The sequence below is a fragment of the Microbacterium sp. AR7-10 genome, from assembly GCF_001878835.1.
Lineage (GTDB): Bacteria > Actinomycetota > Actinomycetes > Actinomycetales > Microbacteriaceae > Microbacterium > Microbacterium commune.
Map to the genome: position 1 here is coordinate 13,500 of NZ_MJIR01000049.1, position 20,095 is coordinate 33,594.

A 20,095-nucleotide genomic window follows, 5' to 3' on the forward strand; every position below is an offset into this window, starting at 1 on the left:
CGGCGGGCCGCTATACCGTGGAAGCATGATCCCGGATGCCGCGCAGCTCGCCGTCGTGAACGGTGATGCCACCGCATCCGGAGTCATCATCGGCGCGCCCGGCACGGGGAAGACGACCGCCCTGATCGATCGGGTCGTGCACCTGCTCGCCGCCGGTGTGAGCGCCGACGAGGTGCTCGTGCTCACCCCGAGCCGTCAGGCCGCCACGGCGCTGCGCGACCGGATCGGCGTGCGGGTCGACCAGGCGACGCCCGGCCCGCTCGCTCGCTCGCTCGGGTCGTTCGCCTTCCAGCTCGTGCGCGGTGCGATGGTGCACGCCGGTCACGAGCCGCCCGCGCTGCTCACCGGCGCCGACCAGGACCGCATCCTCGCCGATCTGCTCGCCGGCGACGCGGAGGACGGGCTGCGTCGCTGGCCCGACGCGCTGAGCCCGGCGGTGCGCGCCTCGAAGGGATTCCGTTCGGAGCTGCGGGCCTTCCTCGCCGAGTGCACCGAGCTCGGTGTGCGCCCCGGTGAGCTCGCCGGCTCGGAGCGTGAGGTCTGGCGCGCCGCCGATGACTTCCTCACCGAGTACCGCGAGGTGATGGGCGGCATGCGCGTCGCGCATCGGGATGTGCCCGAACTCCTCGCCGAGGCCACCGCGATCCTGCACACGGCGGAGCCGGTCGCGCTCGGGCCGCTGGCCGGGCTGCGCGTGGTGCTGATCGATGACGCGCAGGAGCTCACCCGCGGGGGAGTGCGGCTGGTGAGCGCGCTTCGCTCGCGCGGCGTCGCGGTGCTGGCGTTCGGCGACCCCGACATCTCGTCCGGTGCCTTCCGTGGTGCGAGCCCGCAGCTGTTCGCCGAGCTCGCGCGCGTGCTGGGCGACGTGCACGTGCTCGACGTCGCGCATCGACAGAGCCCCGCGCTGACCGCGCTCACCCGCACCGTCACGCAGGCCATCGGCGTCGCCGGTCGCGTCGATCATCGGCGCGCGCCCGACCAGACCGACGGCACCGGGGTGCGCACGCTGATCGCGCCGTCACCGCACGAGGAGGTCGATCGCATCGCAGCCGTGCTGCGCGACTGGCACCTCAGCGACGGCATCCCGTGGAGTCGCCTGGCCGTCATCGCCCACGACACGCGCCAGATCGTCATGCTCGAGGCGGAGCTCGCTGCCCGCGAGGTGCCGACCAGAGCCGCCGGCGTGCCGCGTCCGCTGGGCAGCGAGGGGATCGTGCGCGAGATCGTGGAGATCGTGCGGCTCGGGCTCACGCCGCCGGACGAGCGCGCCTCCGACCTGCTCGCCGAGACCCTCACCTCCCCGTTCGGAGGTCTCGACGCCGTCGGCCTGCGCCGGCTGCGCGCACGACTGCGGCACGTGGAGCTCGAGCAGGGCGGATCGACACCGGCTCGGGAGCTGCTCAGAGAGGCGATGCAGTTCCCGCATCTCTTCGACCGGGTGGACGCGCCGGAGGCACGGATCGCGCAGCGATTCGCGGAGACCCTCCGGATGCTGCACGACCAGGGCGCGGCGGGCGGCACGATCCACGAGCTGCTGTGGACGGTGTGGGACCGCGCCCGCTCGGTCGGCGGCGGCTCGCTGCAGGTCGCATGGCGCGTCGCGGCCGACCAGCCCGGCGGTGCCGAGATCTCACGCTCGCTCGACAGCCTGGTCGCGCTCTTCGACGCGGCGAAGCGGTTCGTGGAGCGCTCCCCGCAGGAGAAGCCCGCGCTGTTCATCCGCGACATCCTCGACAGCGAGGTGCCCGAAGACACCCTCTCGACGCCCGACCGACCCGGCCTCGTGACGCTGCTGACACCGGCGACCGCCCTCGGCACCGAGTTCGAGGCCGTCGTCGTCGCGGGTGTGCAGGACGGCATCTGGCCGAACATCCGGCTGCGTGGCGGCATGCTCGAGACCTGGCGGCTGGGTGAGGCGATCTCCGCGGCGCGCTCCGGTGAGCCCGAGACCGTGCCGGGCGTGCTGGATCGGCGCAGGGCTGCGCTGCACGACGAGCTGCGGCTCTTCGTGCGCGCGATCTCGCGGGCGCGCACCAGGCTCGTCGTGTCGGCCGTGGACGACGACGACATGACGCCGAGCCCGTTCTTCTCGTTCCTGCCGGCGCCGCCGCCGGTCGAGGAGGACGAGGTGCGCTTCGCGCACCCGCTGACGCTGCGCGGTCTCGTCGCGCGCCACCGTCGCACGCTGACGACCTCGCCCGATCAGGCGGAGCGCGCATTCGCGGCCGGACAGCTGCGGATCCTCGCCGAAGAGGGTGTGCCCGGCGCGCACGTCGACGACTGGTACGGCGTCACCCAGCGCTCCAGCACGGCGCCGCTGCGCGATCTGCAGGCCGCGCCGGTGCGGGTGTCGCCCTCGCGGCTCGAGGCTTTCGAGGAGTGCGGGCTGAACTGGGTCGTCGCCTCGCTCGGCGGTGACAGCGTCATGCCGCCGTCGGCAGGTATCGGCACGATCGTGCACGAGGTGCTGGAGAAGGTGCCGGACGGCGACCCCGACGCGATGCGGGCCGTCATCGACGAGCACTGGCCTGAGCTCGACTTCGAGACCGCGTGGATCGGTCGGAAGGAGCGCCGCCGCGCCGACCTGTACCTCGAGCGGCTGCGCGCGTACCTGGGGGAGGTGTCGAGAGACGGCGGGCGGGTGGTCGGCGCGGAGGCGCCGTTCCGCTTCACGGTCGATCTGGAGAGCGGCGCCGTGCTCGCCGCCGAGGATGCCGACGCGCTGCACTCCCGCGGCGAGGACGCGGGCAGCGGCCCGACGCCGGATGCGAGCCCGAGGGCCCTGGTCAGCGGTGTCATCGACCGTGTCGAGATGTACCCCGCCGGTGCCGGGGAGCACGACGCGGCCCGAGGGCAGAAGTGGGAGCGGATGAGCGCAGCGGGCGAGCGGGTGGTGGTGGTGGATCTGAAGACCGGGAAGTACGAGCCCGACACCGAGGCCAACGTGCGTGAGCACGCACAGCTCGCCGCGTACCAGATCGCGGTGCAGGAGGGACTGCTGGAGGGTGCGCCCGCCGACGCGCTCGCGGGCGCCCGACTGGTCATCGTCTCGAAGACGGTCGGCAAGGCGCAGTACCGTGTCGCCCATCAGCACACCCTCGGCGACGAGGCGCGCGCGGCATTCCTGCAGCGGGTGACCGCCGCCGGCCGTGGCATGGCGGCCAGCAGCTTCACGGCACAGGTCGAGGCGCACTGCGCCGACACCCAGGTGCGGGTCTCGCCCTGCCACATCCACACGGTTCCGGCGGTGAGCTCATGACGGGCGGCACGCTCACCGGCGCGGCCACGATCTCGGCCGAGACCATCGCCCTCGCGCTCGGCCTCCCGGTTCCCACCGCGGCTCAGCAGCGGGTGATCGAGGCGCCGCCGAGCCCGGCGCTCGTCGTGGCCGGGGCAGGCAGCGGCAAGACGGAGACGATGTCCGGTCGCGTGGTCTGGCTCGTCGCGAACGGCAGGGTGCGTCCCGACGAGGTGCTCGGTCTGACGTTCACGCGCAAGGCCGCCGGCGAACTGGCCGAGCGCATCGGCATCCGGCTCGAGATGATCGACCACTTCGCGCGGCGCGGGCTTCTGCCGCACCTCGCCGAGATCGTCGCCGACGACGCGCTGCGACGCGTGCACGCCGCCGTCGCCGGCCCGCAGCGCGACGCGGTGCGCGTGCAGGTGCTCGACGAGCTCGCCGAGCGCTACGGCACGGGGTGGGACCCGCGCACGCCGCGCTCGGCGGAGGATCTGCTGGTCCGCCCGAGAGTGTCCACCTACAACGCGTTCGCCGACAGCATCGTGCGCGAGCACGCCGCTCGCATCGGACGCGACCCCGAGGCGGCCATGCTCAGTCAGTCCGCCTCGTGGCTCATCGCGCGCGCCGTGGTGCTGCGAGCCGACATCCCCGACCTCGAAGAGATCGACCGGTCGCTCGGCGGCGTCATCGACGCGGTGCAGAAGCTCGCCGCCGAGGTGCTCGACCACCGTGCCGACCTCGCGGACGTCGAGCGGATCGCAGCAGAACACGCCGCCGCGTTCGAGCCGTACCGCACCAATCGAGACGTCGACACCGCGGCGCTGAATCTGCGCAGCATCCCCGTGCTCGCGCGTCTCGTGCGCGACTACATGGCCGAGAAGCAGCGCCGCGGCGTGCTCGACTTCGCCGACCAGGTCGGCGGGGCGTTCGACATCGTCGAGAGCGCCCCCGATGTGCGCGCCGATCTGCGCGAACAGCATCGTGTCGTGCTGCTCGACGAGTATCAGGACACGTCGGTCATCCAGACGCGATTCCTCGCCGCCCTGTTCCGCGACAGCGCGGTGATGGCTGTCGGCGACCCGCACCAGTCGATCTACGGCTGGCGAGGGGCCAGCGCCGACAACCTCTACGCGTTCAGTCGTGCGTTCGCCCACGATCAGCCCGCCACCACGTACAGCCTGATGACGAGCTGGCGCAACGACACGCGCATCCTCGATGTCGCCAATCGCGTGCTGGAGCCGCTCGCGCGCGCCGGTCTGGACGTGCCGGCGCTCGAGACGCGTCCCGGCGCAGGGCGGGGCAGGGTCGAGGTGCGCTTCCCGCACACCGTCGATGATGAGGCCGAACAGGTCGCCGCGTGGTTCGCGGCTCGGCGGCGCGAGCACGAGCAGTCGAATCCCGACCGCGCGCACACGGGAGCGATCCTGTTCCGGTCCAAACGTCACATGCAGACCTTCGCCGCCGCGCTGGCGCGGCAGGGCATCCCGCACCGGATCCTCGGTCTGGGCGGGCTGCTGTCGACGCCGGAGGTGGTCGACGTCGTCTCCATGCTGCGGGTGATCCACGACCCCACGGCGGGTTCGGCCCTCATCCGTCTTCTCGTCGGCCCGCGGTTCGCGATCGGCGTCGCCGACATGGCCGCGCTCTACGACCTCGCGACCGCGCTCGCCGGACGCGACGCCGACCTGTCTCCGCTCTCCGACGAGGTGCGGCAGCGGCTGCGTGCCTCGCGCGGGGCGGACGAGGCCGTGTCGATCGTCGACGCCGTCGACTTCCTGCGCGCGGCTCCCGACGACTACCGGCTGATCTCGGCGATCAGCCCCGAGGGGCGTCGACGGATGCGCGCGGCGGGGGAGATCCTCGAACGGCTGAGAAGGGCGGCGGGCCTGCCCATCCCCGAGCTGATCCGGATGATCGAGCTCGAGCTGCGGCTCGACATCGAGCTCGCCGCGAACGAGTCGCGCGGTCCCGCGCGGATCGCCGCCACTCAGCTGCGCGCCTTCGCCGATGAGGTGCGCGCGTTCCTCAGCGCCGACGACCGCGGCACGATCGGCAGTCTGCTCGCCTGGCTCGACAAGGCCGAGAGCACCGACGAGCTCATGCCGCGGCCCGAACCCCCCGAGCCCGGCGTGGTGCAGCTGCTCACGATCCACGGCTCGAAGGGACTCGAGTGGGACGCGGTCGCCGTCGTGCGGCTCGTCGACGGCGAGCTGCCGGGGCGCCCGCAGGACACCGCCGGATGGTTCGGATTCGGCGTGGTCCCCTTCGCGCTGCGCGGCGACCGCGATGCGCTGCCCGTCTTCCGGTGGGATCCGCAGGCCGAGATGGATGCCGCCGGCGACGTTCCCGCCAAGCGCCACAAGGCCGCGCTCGACGCGCTCGCCGCGGGGGTGACGAAGGCCTACCCGAACGGCGGCGCGCTGCGCCGGTTCAAGAACGAGTACCGCGACTACCAGCAGCAGGAGGAGCGGCGACTCGCGTACGTGGCGTTCACCCGTGCGCGCAGCGATCTGCTGCTCTCCGGCGCGCACTGGGCGGGCCAGGTGAAGCCGCGCCAGGCCAGCGCGTACCTGCGGGACGCGATCGATGTGCTCGGCCTCGATCCGATCGACGGGGTCGACCCCGAAGACAACCCGTACGACGGACCCGGCATGACCCGCTCGTGGCCGATGGACCCCCTGGGCGACCGCCGACCGCGCGTCGCCGCTGCCGAGCAGGAGGCGCGCGCGGCGCTGGACCGCCCGGAGCGGCCCGCGCCCACCGAGCAGCTGGCGCGACTGCTCGTCGAGCGCGCGGAGCGGCAGCAGGGCGCACCGGCCGAGGTGCCGACGCGCGTCCCGGCGTCGCGGTTCAAGGACTGGGTCACCGACTATCGCGGCACGCTGCGCGATCTCGGACGGCCGATGCCCGAGCGGCCGTACACGCAGACCCGCATCGGCACCCTGTTCCACGCGTGGGTCGAGCACCGCTCAGGACTGGTCGGTGCGAGCTCCACCGTCGAGAGCGCTCTCTGGGAGCTCGACGACGACGGTGCGGACGCGGCGCCGCCGACCCATCTCGGCAGCGACGACGAACGCTCCCTCGCCGAGCTGCGGGCAGTGTTCGAGCGCAGCGAATGGGCGCCGCTGCAGCCGATGGCGGTCGAGATCGAGATCGACTTCGCGTTCGGCGAAGGCGACGATGCGGCGGTGGGCGGGGGCCACATCGTCATCTGCAAGCTCGACGCGGTCTACCGCCGCGAGGACCGCGGCGGACGCATCGAGATCGTCGACTGGAAGACCGGCCGGGCACCCCGCACGCCCGCCGAGCGAGAGGAGCGCATGCTGCAGCTGGCGCTCTACCGGCTGGCCTACCACCGCCGGTTCGGCGTGCCGCTGGAGGAGATCGATGTGGCGCTGTTCTACGTCGCTGACGACCTCGTCATCCGCGACGACCGCGTCTATTCGGAGTCGGACCTCGTCCAGCGTTGGAGTGCAGCACGAGCCGCCCGCTGAGCTTCGTCCGAGTCCGGGTCGGGGGACGCTGAGCGATCGGCGGCCGCCGCGGCCCCGGCATCCGTCGCCGCGGCGCTGCCGTCGTCGACACGGGTCGACCCGCGGACACCGGCGACGTCGGAAAGATCCTGCGTGGGCTGCTCCCACGACGCGTGCGCCGCGTCGCCCTGCTCCTGCGTCCGACTCGCCTCGCCGTCTGCGCGCGGAGCACCGGCGGACGACACGGGCCGGGCAGGTCCGCGACCGTCGCCCTGGTCTTCCTGGTCGCCTTGGTCTTCCTGGTTCTGCTGGTCGCCCTGGTGCTGCTGGTCTTCCTGGTCGTCCGGCTCGGCCTCGTGCCACAGGTCCTCGGGGCGATACGCGTCCGTCTGCATCGACGTGTCGATGTCGTTGGAGGCGGTCGCGGGCACGCGGTCGAGCACATCGAGCGCCGAGTCGACACCGCCGGTGTACGTGGCGGTCACCCGCAGATCGTCACCGCGCAGACCCGAGCTGAGCGACTCCAGCAGGGCGGCGGCGTCGTCGACGATGTCGGGCCGGCGCAGCTCGTCGCCGTGCACGAGCCAGCGGGCGAACTCGAGCTCGGCGTGCAGGCGGGCGCGCGCCTGCAGCGCGTCGTCGGTCGCACGCTGCGACGCGGCCGTGTACGCGGCGAGCACGTCGGGTGCGGCCTCCGGAGCACCGGACAGCCAGCCGAGGTCTTCCGCCGGATCGCCGACCGCGAGTCCGCGCCAGCCGAGCACCGCGACCACCTGCGGGCCGTCGTGCGGATCGTCCTCGAACAGGAAGGAGAGCGCCTGTATGCCGCCGAGCGTCACGGCGCTCTCGAAGCGCCACAGGTCGTCGTCGGCGACGGCGCTGCGCCAGCGCGCGCTGAGCCGTGCCGGCACCCGCCCCGTCGCGGATGCCCGATCCACCAGCTGCTCTGTCTCCGCACGCACCGCGGCGGCGTCGCGCACGCTCAACCCGGCCGCGCGAACGACCGACGGCGGCAGGGTGTGCACGGCGGCGATCGCCCGCCCGATCGAGACGGCGGCACCGCGCCCGGGGGGAACGTGCGCGGCTTCGATCTGGAAGCCGGGCATGAGATCGGTGACGAGCGCACGCGCGTCGCCGACCCGTGTCTCTCCCATCGCGGTGGGCACCCGGAAGGGCAGGATCTCCCTCGCGCCGGCGGTCAGAGCGCGCAGCGCGAGCGCCTCCTCGGCGAGTTCGACGGCCGCCGAGTCGTCGGCGGCGACGCGGATCACGAGCTCGCTGCCGTCGGCGAGTGTGGCGATGGCGGAGTCGAACCTCCCGTCGCCATCCGCGGTCAGGGCGCGAGCGCCTGTGACCTCCGCCCCGGGCACAGCGGCCGTGACCGCCGCCACTAGAGTGAAAGGAGAGCGAGCCATGCTCCCCAGCGTAGGTCTGCCCTCGCACAGTTGGCGTCCACGCCACGCGAGTGCCGCGGCATACGTCGCGTTCCGGGACGGCCGCACGAGAGCAGGAGGACGCATGAGCACCAGGTCCGACACCCTCGACAGGGCGGCCGAGCTGCGCGCACAGCCCGGAGCGATCGACACGCTGCGAGCGGCCGAGGGCACCAGGGTCGTCGTCGTCCGCGATCGTCGACTTCGCATCGCCGACCGGGCTGTCGTGCGGGCCAGGGTCGCCGAGGTCGGCGACGCGGAGTGGGCTCTGCTGGGGCGCGATGCCGACGGTGCGGCGCTGCTTCTCGCATCCGTCCCGCCCGAGCACGAGAGCATCGACGCGGCGCCGGAGGAGACCTGGCTGGGGCTGCGCGAGGTCGGCGGCATGCTCGATCCGCTCGAGGCCGAGATCTTCGTCACGGCGGTCGCCCTCGCCGCGTGGCTGGTCGATGTGCGCCACTGCAGCCGGTGCGGCACCCTGCTCGAGCTGCGCAACGCCGGATGGTCTCGGCACTGCGACGGGTGTGACGCGCAGCACTTCCCGCGCACCGACCCCGCCGTGATCGTCGCGGTCGAGAGCCCCGACGGCGAACGGCTGCTGCTCGGCGCCAACGCCGCCTGGCGCGGTACCATGTACTCGTGCTTCGCCGGGTTCGTGGAGGCGGGGGAGTCGATGGAGTCGACCGTGCACCGCGAACTCGCGGAGGAGGCCGGCGTGCGGCTGCGCGAGCTGCGCTACGTCTCGTCGCAGCCCTGGCCGTACCCGCGCTCGCTGATGGTCGGGTTCCGCGCGGTCGCCGCCGACGAGGACGTGGCGGCAGACGGCGAGGAGATCATCGACGTGCGCTGGCTGACCCGCGACGAGATCGGACGTGCACTCGCCGGCGAGGGCCCGGTCGGCCTGCCGAGCCGATCGTCGATCGCCCGCCGGCTGATCGAGGACTGGCATCGGGGCGAGCTGAAGCGCGGTGTGCTGAGCGAGCGCAGCGAGCCGAAGTGAGCGCCCTGGATGCCCTCGACGAGCGTCAGCGCGAGGCCGCCTCGGTGCTGCGCGGTCCGGTCGCCGTTCTCGCCGGTGCCGGCACGGGCAAGACGCGGGTCATCACGCACCGCATCGCGCACGGCGTCGACACCGGCGCATACTCGCCGCAGCGCGTGATGGCGGTGACGTTCACGGCGAAGGCCGCCGGTGAGCTGCGCGGGCGCCTGCGCGCGCTCGGCGTCGGCGGGGTCGCCGCGCGCACCTTCCACGCCGCCGCGCTCAAGCAGCTGAACTTCTTCTGGCCGACCGTCGCGGGTGACTCCGCTCCGTCGCTCATCGACAACAAGGTGAGGATGCTCGGACAGGCCGCCGACGCCATGCGTCTGCGGCCGAGCACCGCCACCCTGCGCGACGTCGCCGCGGAGATCGAGTGGCGCAAGGTCTCGATGATGTCGATCGAGCAGTACGCCGAACTGCAGCGGCCGGTCAGCGGCATCCGCCCCGAGCAGCTGATCGAGCTGCAGACGGCATACGAGGCGCTCAAGGACGAGCGTCGCCAGCTCGACTTCGAGGACGTGCTGCTCGCCTGCGCGGGGATGCTCGAGGCGGAGCCGCGCGTCGCCGCCGCCGTGCACGAGCAGTACCGCCATTTCACGGTCGACGAGTTCCAGGACGTGTCGCCCCTGCAGAATCGGCTGCTCGAGCTGTGGCTCGGCGATCGGCGCGACATCTGCGTGGTGGGCGACGCGAGCCAGACCATCTACTCGTTCGCCGGTGCGCAGCAGCGGTACCTGCTCGAGTTCGAGCGCCGGTACATCGACGCGACGGTCGTGCGGCTCGAGACGAACTACCGCTCGCAGGCGTCGATCCTGACGGCCGCGAACGCGCTGATGAAGGGGCGGCCCGGTGCGCTCGCACTGACGCCTGCCGGCGCGCCGGCGGAGGACGACGAGGCGCCGACCGTCACGGCGTACGACAGCGAGTCGGACGAGGCCGCCGGCATCGCCGACACCATCGTGCGCCGCATCGCCGGCGGTGCTGCCGCCTCCGACATCGCCGTGCTCTACCGCGCACATGCGCAGTCGGCGGTGCTGCAGCAGGCTCTCGCCGCGCGCGGCATCGCGACGAGTGTTCTCGGCGGCACGCGCTTCTTCGACATGCCCGAGGTGCGTCAGGCGGTGCTCGCGCTGCGCGGCGCTGCCGTCGCGCCCAACGACGCGGGTTTCCTGCCCACCGTGCGCGATGTGCTGCGCGGCCTGGGTCTCACCGACGAGCCCCCGCAGGCCGGCGGCGCGCAGCGGGACGGGTGGGAGGCGCGCCGCGCGATCCTGCGACTGGCCGAGGAGGCACCGCCGAGCACGACGCTGCGCGTCTTCGCCGACGATCTGATGGCGCGAGCGAAGGATCAGCACGAGCCGACTCTGCAGACCGTCACCCTGTCGACGCTGCACGCGGCGAAGGGCCTCGAGTGGCCGCATGTGCTGCTCGCGGGCTGGGCGGAGGGCTCGCTGCCGATCTCATACGCGACGTCGTTCGAGAACATCGACGAGGAGCGGCGCCTCGCTTACGTCGGGATCACGCGGGCCGCGCGAACGCTGGCGGTGTCGTGGGCGCGTTCAGCGGGGCGGGGGGAGAGGTCTCCGTCGCGCTTTCTGGCGGAGATCGGAACGACAGCTCGCGGCACGGGCATTCTGCGTGATGTCGCACCGACCGCCAGGCGTGCCGCCCGTCAGGGCTGACTCGCACCATCAGCCCTGCGGACGGCGTCGGGGTGCGCAGGATGCGCGCCGCGAGCGCCGCCGCGTGCGCGATGCGAGCCGCGGTCACCCGCGTCGTCGTGCCGACGAGCTGCGCGTGCAGGCGCGGCCACGCCTCGTCGCGGTCGCGCTCGTGCGCATCGCGGCAGGACAGGCAGGGCGTGCGGCCCGGTACGACGAGAGGACCCACGACAGCGGCGTCCTGTTCGAAGCCGATCGGGAGGTGCGGCAGGTCGTCGCGCAGATAGGGCGCGAGCTGCAGTGCGGCGGCGGCACCGCCGACCATGACGACGGCCACAGCGCCCGCAGAGCGCGGATCGGCCTCGTCGAGACCCTCATCGATCAGAGACTGGCGCAGCCGCTCCTGCCCCCGCCCGTCTGCGAGGTTGATGCCGTCGGCCCAGAACGGCGGTGCCGGCACCGCGTCGTCCACCAGCAGCGGGCGCAGGGTGGCCAGCAGCCGCCGTGCCTCGCCGCGCGGTGCGCCCACGCCGTGCGCCACCACGTCGAACGAGCTGAGCCGGATGCCCGTGCGCAGCCGGTTCAGCAGCGGCTCGACCCAGGCTCCGGCGACATCCAGACGCACGACGCTCTCGAGGCCGAACTGCACCGTGTCCTCATCGCGCCAGAGCAGCGGGTAACGCGGATCCAGACGGGTCAACGTCGTCGGCGTCATCGGGCTCATGACCCGATTGTGTCCTGATACGAGCGGTCTGCGGGGCCGGAGGAGACGATCTGTGGACGGATCGGGCTCCTCTGCGGCTGTGCAGGACGAGTCATCGCGTGCCCCGGACCACCCTCAACCGAAGCTCAGGCTCAGGCTCAGGGGCACGCTCAGGCTCAGACCGGACGATCGCCTTCGGGACGGTCGTCGCCGGGTTCGTCCTCGCCGCCGGGCGAGGCCGTGTCGTCCGTGTCTGCTGCGCCGCTGTCTGCTGCGTCGGTGTCTGCTGCGCCGAAGTCCTCGCCGTCGAGCAGGCGCGCGAGTGCTTCGTCGAGCTCATCCGCCTCCGGCGTCTCTCCCCGCTGCAGGGCCTCCAGACGCGCGATGAGCGCGGACGGGTCGTCGATGTCCGATGCGAGCGGCATGATGTCGGGGTAGTCCCACAGGGCATCCCGTGCGGCGATGCCGACGGCATCCGTCACCGCCCGCCACATCGCCGACGCCTCGCGAAGGCGCCGGGGACGCAGCTTCAGGCCGACGAGCGCCCCCAGGGCGTCCTCGGCAGGACCGCCCACCGCGCGACGCCGGCGGGCCGCTTCAGCCAGCCGCGCGCCGTCGGGCAGTCGCGAGGTGGCCTCTTCGGTCACCACGTCGACCCAGCCGTCGATCGTCGCGATCAGATTCTCGAGGCGGGCGAGCGCCTCGCGCTGCGCCTCGGTCTGGGCCGGAAGCAGCGCTCCGCCCTCGATCGCCGCCCGCAGCTCCTCAGGGTTCGTCGGATCGAGGCGGGATGCCAGATCGTCGAGCACCTCGACGTCGACCGTGACTCCGCGGGCGAAGTCGGTGATCTGGGAGAGCACGTGCAGGTGCAGCCACTTCGCGTGGCGGTACAGCCGGGCGTAGGCGAGCTCGCGCACGGCCAGGTACAGCGCGATCTGATCTTCCGGGATCTCCAGGCCCGCACCGAAGTCGGCGATGTTCTGCGGGATCACGGCGGCCGTTCCCGCCGGGAGCACCGGGATGCCGACGTCGCCGCCGGAGACGACCTCGAGCGAGAGCCGGCCCAGCACCTGACCGAACTGGGCGGCGAACAGCGAACCGCCCAGGCCGCGCATCAGCTGGCCGGCACCCTGCACCATGCTCTGCATCTCGGGCGGGACCTGCGTCTCGAGCGCGCCGGTGAGGGCATCCGCGATCGACGTCGACACCGGGTCGGCGATCTCCTTCCACACCGGCAGGGTCTTCTCGACCCACTCGCCGCGGGTCATCGCCTGGGGTGCCGAGGCGAGCTCCGAGATCGTGGTCGCCTCACCGAGCCAGAGGTTCGCGAGGGCGAAGGCATCCGCGAGTGACGCGCGCGAGCCGTCGGCGATGCCGAGGCCGTCGCGGTTGGCGATGTGCAGCGCGCGCTGCTGGGCGCCCTGCCAGGGGTCGCCGCCGAACATGCCCTGCAGCTGCGACATGAACCCGGACATCTGGGCTGCGTCGATCGGCATCCCGCCCATGCCGGACAGCGCATCCCGGAGCGCCTCCGGGTCGACCTGCCCACCCGACATCATGCGCCGGAGCATCTCCTCGAAGTCGGACGGATCCCGATCGTCATCTGCCATGCGATTGCCCTCTCAGCATGCCCGTAGCGTGTGCGCTCTACGCTAGTCACAGGATCCTGTGCTCGACCCCGATGCGCGCGGATCGCTGTACGCCGCTCGCGAACGCCCCGGAGGTTCCGTGTCATCACGCCGCAGCAACGGGACGGTCACCGGCATCGTCGCGCTGAGCGTCGCGCTGGTCGCCCTGGTCGCGCTCACCTTCGTGCCCACGCCGTACGTCATCCAGCGACCCGGCCCGGTGTACGACACGCTCGGCACCGCGCGCAGCGCGGACGGGGCCGAGGTGCCGCTGATCGAGATCGACGGGGCCGAGACGTACCCCACGGGCGGCACGCTCGATCTCACGACCGTGCAGGTGATCGGCAACCGCGAGCGAACCCCCACCTGGTTCGAGCTCGCGATGGCATGGACCGACCCGACCCGCGCCGTCGTGCCCATCGACACGGTCTTCCCGCAGGGCGTCAGCTCCGACGAGCGCGACGAGCGCAACGCCGCTCTGATGGTCGATTCGCAGCACGAGGCCACCGCCGCGGCGCTCACCGAGCTCGGCTACGACGTCGGCGCGATGGTGCGGGTCGTCGAGACCGTGGCCGACAGCCCCGCGGACGGACTGCTGCGAGCCGACGATCTCGTGCAGGCGATCGACGGCGAGGAGATCGACTCGGCCACCGCGCTGCGGGATGCCATCCAGCAGGCGGACGGTGCTGAGGTCACCCTCACGATCGAGCGCGACGGCGACGAGACGGCCGTTGCGGTCACGCCCGAGAAGTCCACGGACGCCGCAGGCGAGGAGGTGTGGCTGATCGGAATCGCCCTCACCACCGACTACGACTTCCCCATCGATGTGCGGCTGCAGCTCGACAACGTGGGCGGCCCCAGCGCGGGCATGATGTTCGCGCTCGGGATCATCGACGAGCTCACCCCCGGCGAGCTCAACGGCGGTGCGGACGTCGCCGGCACCGGCACCATCGACGCCGCGGGCGACGTCGGGCCCATCGGCGGCATCCGGCAGAAGCTGTACGGGGCCCGCGACGCGGGGGCGACCGTCTTCCTCGCTCCGGAGCAGAACTGCGACGAGGTCGTGGGCCACGTTCCGGACGGCCTGCAGGTGTACCGGACCGGCACGTTGAAGGAGTCGCTCGACATCCTCGAGAAGGTCGCCGCGGGCGGCGACACGTCAGCGCTTCCGGTCTGCACCGCGACGGGCTGATCCGCCAGCGGCGAACCGTTCGCCCATCCGGGGCCGCGTCATAGGTCGCCTGCCTAGGATGGAACGGTGACCTCGACCTCAGCGCCGCAGCCGGCCACGCCCAGCACATCACGACGGATCCTCGCGATCTCGGTGGCGATCATCGCCGCCCTCATCGCGGCGTTCTTCGTGTTCTCCTCGCTCTACACCGAGTTCCTCTGGTTCGACCAGCTCGACTTCGCCTCGGTGCTCACCACCCAGTGGATCGCCACCGCCACGATGTTCGTCGTGGGATTCCTCGGCATGGCGCTGCCGATCTTCCTGTGCATCCAGCTGGCGTACCGGCTGCGACCCGTCTACGTGCGGCTGAGCTCGCAGCTCGATCGCTATCAGGAGGTCATCGAGCCGCTGCGCCGCCTCGCGATGTGGGGGATGCCGGTCTTCTTCGGCGTGTTCGCCGGATTCGCCGCCGCGGGCAACTGGAAGACGGTGTGGCTGTGGGCGAACGGTGTGACCACCGACACCCTCGACCCGCAGTTCGGTGCGGACACCGGCTTCTACCTGTTCGCGATGCCGTTCTACTCGGCTCTGCTGGCCTTCGCGTCGGCCGTGCTGCTGCTCTGCCTGGTGATCACCGCGCTCGTGTCGTACCTGTACGGTTCGGTGCGCATCGGGCAGCGCGAGCTGCGCATCTCGAAGCCCGCGCGCATCCAGCTCGCCGTGCTCGCCGGTCTCTACCTCGCCGTGCAGGCCGTGAGCCTGTGGCTCGACCGCTACCTCACCCTCGTGCAGCCTGAGGGCCGCATCACGGGTGCGGCCTACACCGGAGTCAACGCCACCATCCCCGGCCTCGCGATCCTGTCGATCATCGCCGCGGTCGTCGCGGTGCTGTTCCTCGTGACCGCCGTGATCGGCCGCTGGCGTTTCCCGCTCGCAGCCACCGCGCTGTTCGTGGTCGCCTCGCTCGTGGTCGGCATGGGCTATCCGTGGGTCGTCACCACGTTCCAGGTGAAGCCGAACGAGAACGCCTATCAGGCCGAGTTCTACGATCGCAGCATCCAGAGCACGAAAGAGGCGTACGGCGTCGCCGACATGGAGGTCACCCCGTTCGCGGCGACGACCGACACCGAGCCGGGTCAGCTGCGCGAGGACGCCGACACCACGGCATCCGTGCGCATCATGGACCCGGCGATCATCAGCCCGACGGTGCGCCAGCTGCAGCAGTACCGCTCGTACTACCAGTTCGCCCCTGAGCTCGACGTGGACCGCTACGAGATCGACGGCGAGTCGCAGGACACCGTCGTCTCCGTGCGCGACCTCGATCTGACCAAGCTCGGCGGCGGCGACAGCTGGAACAACCGCGCCGCCGTGTACACCCACGGCTACGGTCTCGTCGCGCTCGCCGGCAACCAGCGCACCAGCGACGGCGAGCCCGTCTTCCTCGAGCAGGGCATCCCGACCTCGGGCTTCCTCACCGACACCGAGAAGTTCGAGCCGCGCGTGTACTTCGGCGAGTCCTCGCCGGAGTACTCGATCGTGGGGGCCCCGGAGGGCACCGAACCCGTCGAGATCGACTACCCGCGCGGTGAAGACGGAGCCAGCGACACCAAGACGACCTTCGACGGCGACGGCGGGCCGCGCATCGGCAACACGTTCGTGAAGCTGCTCTACGCGATGAAGTTCCAGTCCGAGCAGATCCTGTTCTCCAACCTGGTCAACTCCGAGTCGCAGATCCTCTACGACCGCGACCCGAAGAAGCGCGTCGAGAAGGTCGCGCCCTACCTGACCCTCGACAACGACCCGTACCCGAGCGTCGTCGACGGCCGCATCGTCTGGATCGTCGACGGCTTCACCACGAGCGCGAGCTACCCGTACTCGAAGACGGTCAGTCTCCGAGACGCCATCGCCGACTCCCGCACCCCGGCATCCGTGGTGTCGTTCGACAACATCAACTACATCCGCAACTCGGTCAAGGCCACCGTCGACGCGTACGACGGGTCGGTCAAGCTGTACGCCTGGGACGACGAGGACCCGATCCTCCAGGCCTGGCAGAAGGTCTACCCGGCGACCGTCGAGCCGATCAGCGAGATGTCCGCCGACCTGATGAGCCACGTGCGCTACCCGACCGACCTGTTCAAGGTGCAGCGCGACGTGCTCGGCGTCTACCACATCGACGACGCCCGCTCGTTCGCGCAGGAGGACAACCGCTGGCAGACGCCGGACGACCCGCGCGCCAAGGATCGTCTGCAGCCGCCGTACTACCTGTCGATGAAGATGCCGGGTCAGGACGAGCCGCGCTTCTCGATGTTCTCCACCTTCATCCCGGCGTCCGCGCAGGGTGACACGCGAGAGGTGCTGATGGGCTACCTCGCCGTGGATTCGGATGCCGGGAACAAGAAGGGCGAGAAGGCCGAGGGCTACGGCAAGATGCGCCTGCTGGAGATCGACACGAACTCCACGGTGCCGGGCCCGGGTCAGGTGCAGAACACCTTCGACTCGGACACCGAGATCGCCAACAAGCTGAACGTGCTGACGCTCGGCAAGTCGGACGTGAAGTACGGCAACCTGCTGACGCTTCCCGTCGGCGGCGGACTGCTGTACGTGCAGCCGGTCTTCGTGCAGTCCTCCGAGGGCACCAAGCTGCCGAACCTGCGAAAGGTGCTCGTCGCCTTCGGCGACCGCGTGGCCTTCGAGGACACGCTCACCGAAGCCCTCGACGTGCTCTTCGGCGGCGACGCCGGCGCATCGGGCGGCGACGACGACGTGGAACCCACCGATCCCGGGACCCCGGCCGATCCGGACGCTCCCGCCGACCCCGACCAGGGCGGCACCGCGCCGACCGGCGAGACGCTGACCGCGCTCGAGGAGGCACGCGCCGCTCTCGAGGCCCGCGAGGTCGCGCTGAAGTCCGGTGACCTCGAACGGTTCGCCGCCGAGGACAAGAAGCTCACCGCCGCCATCGAGAAGCTGCTCGCTCTCGAGGACCAGGCAGCGGCCGAGTAGGGAGGTGCCGGCAGACGCGACACGCCCGTGCGCGTCTGCCGGCCACCTCGATTCGCCCTCCCTCAGAACCCGTGTTAGGCTATAAAACGTGCCGCGGGGTGGAGCAGTTCGGTAGCTCGCCGGGCTCATAACCCGGAGGTCGCAGGTTCAAATCCTGTCCCCGCAACAAGAGAGGCCCCGAGATCATCACGATCTCGGGGCCTCGTCCTTTGCGTCGAGCACCCCTCCGCTGACCCGGTCGCCGAACCGGCATCCGCCGGTCCCCTCGCAGACGCGCGCACGTTCCGCTGAACCTGTGAGCCGTACAGCTGAGGGGCGTAACGTCGGGTCATGGAGACACAGACACGAACGAGCGGTGCAGACACCGCGACGCTGGGCCTGGGATCGGTGCTGGTGGGTTCGCTGCCTGCTGCGCTGATGACCGATGAGGCCCCGGATCGCTACACGGTGGAGGCGGTCTTCACACGCCGACCCCGACCGGACGAGATCGCGGAGATCCTGAGCGGGCAGACCAGGGACACGCTGACCGAGGCGGGCTACCCGACCGTCGAGCTGGCGATCTCGGATCGCCGACTGGAGATCGCGAACACGAACCTGGAAGAGCTGCGTGACGGTCTCGGCGGGGTGCTCGCCGACCGGCTCTCGGAGATCAGCGCCAGCGTCCGCACCAGGGAGGAGGCGGCGTCGGTGCGCTTCCAGGAGGCCGCGGTCGGCGAGCAGCACCGGGCCGCTGCGGTCGCCGATCTCGCGGAGTCGGTGTCCTTCCGGCCCGCTGCGACCCCGAGGCCCGTCTCGGGCTCGGCGGCCGGTGTGCGATCGAATGCGCTCGACGACCGTGCGCGGATCGACGACTGGACCGACGAAGGCGGTCACGCGCGCTGATCTCGGCTGCCACCTCCGAGTGCGAGGCGACCATGAACGAGGCCCACTCGCCGGCGCCGCATGCCGCCGTCGTCTACCATCCCCTGAAGGTGCCGGTTCGGCGACTGCGTGCCGCGGTCGCCGAGCACGAGGCCGCGAACGGGTGGGCACGCACGCGCTGGCACGAGACCGCCGGCGACGACTCCGGGCGGGCTGCCGCCGAGAGCGCTCTCGCACACCGACCTGCGGTCGTGCTCGTCGCGGGCGGCGACGGGACGGTGCGAGCCGTCGCCGAGGTGATGCAGGCCACGGGCATCCCGATCGCGCTGATCCCGCTGGGCACCGGCAATCTGCTCGCCCGTGACATCGGCGCGCCGCTCAACGACCTCGCCGCCTGCGTCCGCGCGGCGTTCTCGGGCGGGGATCGGGCGGTGGATGTCGGGATGGCGGAGCTCGACGACGAGGGCGGCTCTCGTCGCACGACGGCCTTCATGGTGATGGCGGGGATCGGGCTGGATGCCGAGATGGCGGAGAGCACGAGCGCGAACGCGAAGAAGCGTCTCGGCTGGTTCGCGTACGTCGCACCGATCGCCCGCTCGGTCATCGCCAACAGGCTCTTCCACCTCGACTACCGCATCGACGGAGGTCGGACGAGGTCGACGAGGGCGCACACGGTGATCGTCGGCAACTGCGGCACCCTCACCGGCAACATGCTCCTGATCCCCGCGGCGATCATCGACGACGGGCTGCTGGACGTCGTGATGATGCGCCCCGCGGGACGCTTCGGATGGGCGCGGATCGGCACCCGTCTCACCCTGCAGGGGCTCGCCCGTCGGTCCCCGCTCGGCCGCAGACTGCTGCAGCAGACGCCCGATCTCCACTCGCTCGCGTACCTGCAGGGCCGCCGATTCGAAGCGCGGTTCGACGCTCCTCATCTCGTCGAACTCGACGGCGACAGCTTCGGTCACGTCACCCGGGTCCGGATCACCGTGCGCCCTGGCGCCCTGGTCGTGCGAACGCCCGCGCAGCTGGGCGCGCCGACCGCGGGCGCGGCTCCCGAGAGCCGAGCGCGCGCACCGCGGGAGTGAGGGAGGATGGCAGCATGACCGCAGCCGCTCCTCTCGTCGCCGTGTGCCAGTTCTCCCCGGATGCCTCGCCGGAGCGCAATCGGGAGCGGATCGCCGTGCTCGTCGCCGCGGCCGCACAGCGCGGTGCCGACGTCGCCGTGCTGCCCGAGTACTCGAACTACTTCACGCCGGAGATGGACGACGCCCTCGCGCAGAACGCGGAGGGCCTCGACGGCGGGTTCGTCTCCGCGCTGCGCGCGCTCGCCGCCGAGCACGACCTGGTCGTCGTCGCCGGGATGGTCGAGACCGCCGACGCCGGTCGCGTGCACAACACCGTCGTCGCCGTGTCGGATGCCGGTGTGCAGGCGGTCTACCGCAAGCAGCACCTGTACGACGCGTTCGGCCATCGGGAGTCGGACTGGATCGAGCCCGGCGACCTCGGCGACGCGGCCGTGTTCGAGGCGCGCAGCCTGCGGTTCGGGCTGATGACCTGCTACGACCTGAGGTTCCCCGAGGTGGCGAGAACCCTGGTCGACGCCGGCGCGGATGCCCTGATCGTCCCTGCGGAATGGGTGCGCGGCCCGCTCAAGGAGCACCACTGGAACACCCTGCTCACCGCGCGCGCCATCGAGAACACCGCGTACGTGATCGCTGCCGACCACCCGGCTCCGGTCGGCGTCGGGTACTCGCAGGTGATCGACCCGCAGGGCGTGGTGGTCGCCGGCGTCAGCGCAGGGGAGGGGGTGGCCGTGGCATCCCTCGACCCTGATCCTGTCTCTTATACACATCTGACGCTGCCGACGAATCTAGGG

At 71.5% G+C, this 20,095-nt stretch carries 11 protein-coding genes and 1 tRNA gene; 10 read left to right on the forward strand and 2 right to left on the reverse strand.

The window, feature by feature from the left end:
- The first annotated feature begins 25 nt into the window (after positions 1-25).
- Positions 26-3,262 (forward strand): ATP-dependent DNA helicase, encoded by a 3,237-nt coding sequence (locus tag BFN01_RS06290; protein WP_071642727.1) that lies wholly within the window; start codon positions 26-28, stop codon positions 3,260-3,262.
- The gene (locus BFN01_RS06295) at positions 3,259-6,738 is read left to right on the forward strand and encodes an ATP-dependent DNA helicase (protein ID WP_071642729.1); all 3,480 of its coding nucleotides are present in this window, start codon (positions 3,259-3,261) and stop codon (positions 6,736-6,738) included. Before BFN01_RS06290 ends, BFN01_RS06295 begins: the two co-directional genes overlap by 4 nt.
- Here BFN01_RS06295 and BFN01_RS06300 read toward each other — a convergent pair.
- Positions 6,684-8,132, reverse strand: a complete 1,449-nt coding sequence (locus tag BFN01_RS06300; protein WP_071642731.1) for a hypothetical protein — start codon at positions 8,130-8,132, stop codon at positions 6,684-6,686. The two genes, BFN01_RS06295 and BFN01_RS06300, sit on opposite strands and share 55 nt — an antisense overlap.
- A 103-nt stretch (positions 8,133-8,235) precedes the next feature.
- Between BFN01_RS06300 and nudC the strand changes: the two genes are divergently transcribed.
- Both nudC and BFN01_RS06310 read left to right on the forward strand, forming a co-directional pair.
- The gene (gene nudC, locus BFN01_RS06305) at positions 8,236-9,150 is read left to right on the forward strand and encodes an NAD(+) diphosphatase (RefSeq protein ID WP_071642733.1); all 915 of its coding nucleotides are present in this window, start codon (positions 8,236-8,238) and stop codon (positions 9,148-9,150) included.
- Positions 9,147-10,871, forward strand: coding sequence for an ATP-dependent helicase (locus BFN01_RS06310; protein WP_071642735.1), 1,725 nt, complete (start codon positions 9,147-9,149; stop codon positions 10,869-10,871). Before nudC ends, BFN01_RS06310 begins: the two co-directional genes overlap by 4 nt.
- Before the next feature lie 858 nt (positions 10,872-11,729).
- On the opposite strand, the gene BFN01_RS06320 is transcribed toward BFN01_RS06310, so the two are convergent.
- Positions 11,730-13,163: a zinc-dependent metalloprotease gene (locus BFN01_RS06320; RefSeq protein WP_071642739.1), complete on the reverse strand. Its 1,434-nt coding sequence runs from the start codon at positions 13,161-13,163 to the stop codon at positions 11,730-11,732.
- 118 nt (positions 13,164-13,281) lie between these two features.
- On the opposite strand from BFN01_RS06320, the gene BFN01_RS06325 reads away from it, so the two are divergent.
- The 6 genes from BFN01_RS06325 to BFN01_RS06350 all read left to right on the forward strand — a co-directional run.
- Positions 13,282-14,373 carry a PDZ domain-containing protein gene (locus tag BFN01_RS06325; protein ID WP_256221050.1) on the forward strand — a complete coding sequence of 364 codons (1,092 nt, stop codon included), beginning with the start codon at positions 13,282-13,284 and terminating at the stop codon, positions 14,371-14,373.
- 66 nt (positions 14,374-14,439) lie between these two features.
- A complete protein-coding gene (locus BFN01_RS06330; RefSeq protein ID WP_071642741.1) occupies positions 14,440-17,355 on the forward strand; it encodes a UPF0182 family protein in 2,916 nt (971 codons plus the stop codon).
- Positions 17,356-17,447: 92 nt separating this feature from the next.
- Positions 17,448-17,521, forward strand: a tRNA-Met gene (locus BFN01_RS06335).
- Positions 17,522-17,685: 164 nt separating this feature from the next.
- Positions 17,686-18,237 carry a hypothetical protein gene (locus BFN01_RS06340; RefSeq protein WP_071642743.1) on the forward strand — a complete coding sequence of 184 codons (552 nt, stop codon included), beginning with the start codon at positions 17,686-17,688 and terminating at the stop codon, positions 18,235-18,237.
- Between the two features lie 32 nt (positions 18,238-18,269).
- Positions 18,270-19,304 carry a diacylglycerol kinase family protein gene (locus BFN01_RS06345; protein ID WP_071642745.1) on the forward strand — a complete coding sequence of 345 codons (1,035 nt, stop codon included), beginning with the start codon at positions 18,270-18,272 and terminating at the stop codon, positions 19,302-19,304.
- A gap of 14 nt (positions 19,305-19,318) precedes the next feature.
- Positions 19,319-20,095, forward strand: a 777-nt coding sequence (locus tag BFN01_RS06350) for a carbon-nitrogen hydrolase family protein (protein ID WP_071642747.1), incomplete at its 3' end; no start/stop codon positions are given.

Bases quoted from the DNA above. Each gene is read 5' to 3' on its own strand.
- BFN01_RS06290 (WP_071642727.1), top strand. From the start codon at position 26: ATGATCCCGGATGCCGCGCAGCTCGCCGTCGTGAACGGTGATGCCACC.
- BFN01_RS06295 (WP_071642729.1), top strand. From the start codon at position 3,259: ATGACGGGCGGCACGCTCACCGGCGCGGCCACGATCTCGGCCGAGACC.
- BFN01_RS06300 (WP_071642731.1), bottom strand. From the start codon at position 8,132: ATGGCTCGCTCTCCTTTCACTCTAGTGGCGGCGGTCACGGCCGCTGTG.
- nudC (WP_071642733.1), top strand. From the start codon at position 8,236: ATGAGCACCAGGTCCGACACCCTCGACAGGGCGGCCGAGCTGCGCGCA.
- BFN01_RS06320 (WP_071642739.1), bottom strand. From the start codon at position 13,163: ATGGCAGATGACGATCGGGATCCGTCCGACTTCGAGGAGATGCTCCGG.
- BFN01_RS06340 (WP_071642743.1), top strand. From the start codon at position 17,686: ATGGAGACACAGACACGAACGAGCGGTGCAGACACCGCGACGCTGGGC.
- BFN01_RS06345 (WP_071642745.1), top strand. From the start codon at position 18,270: ATGAACGAGGCCCACTCGCCGGCGCCGCATGCCGCCGTCGTCTACCAT.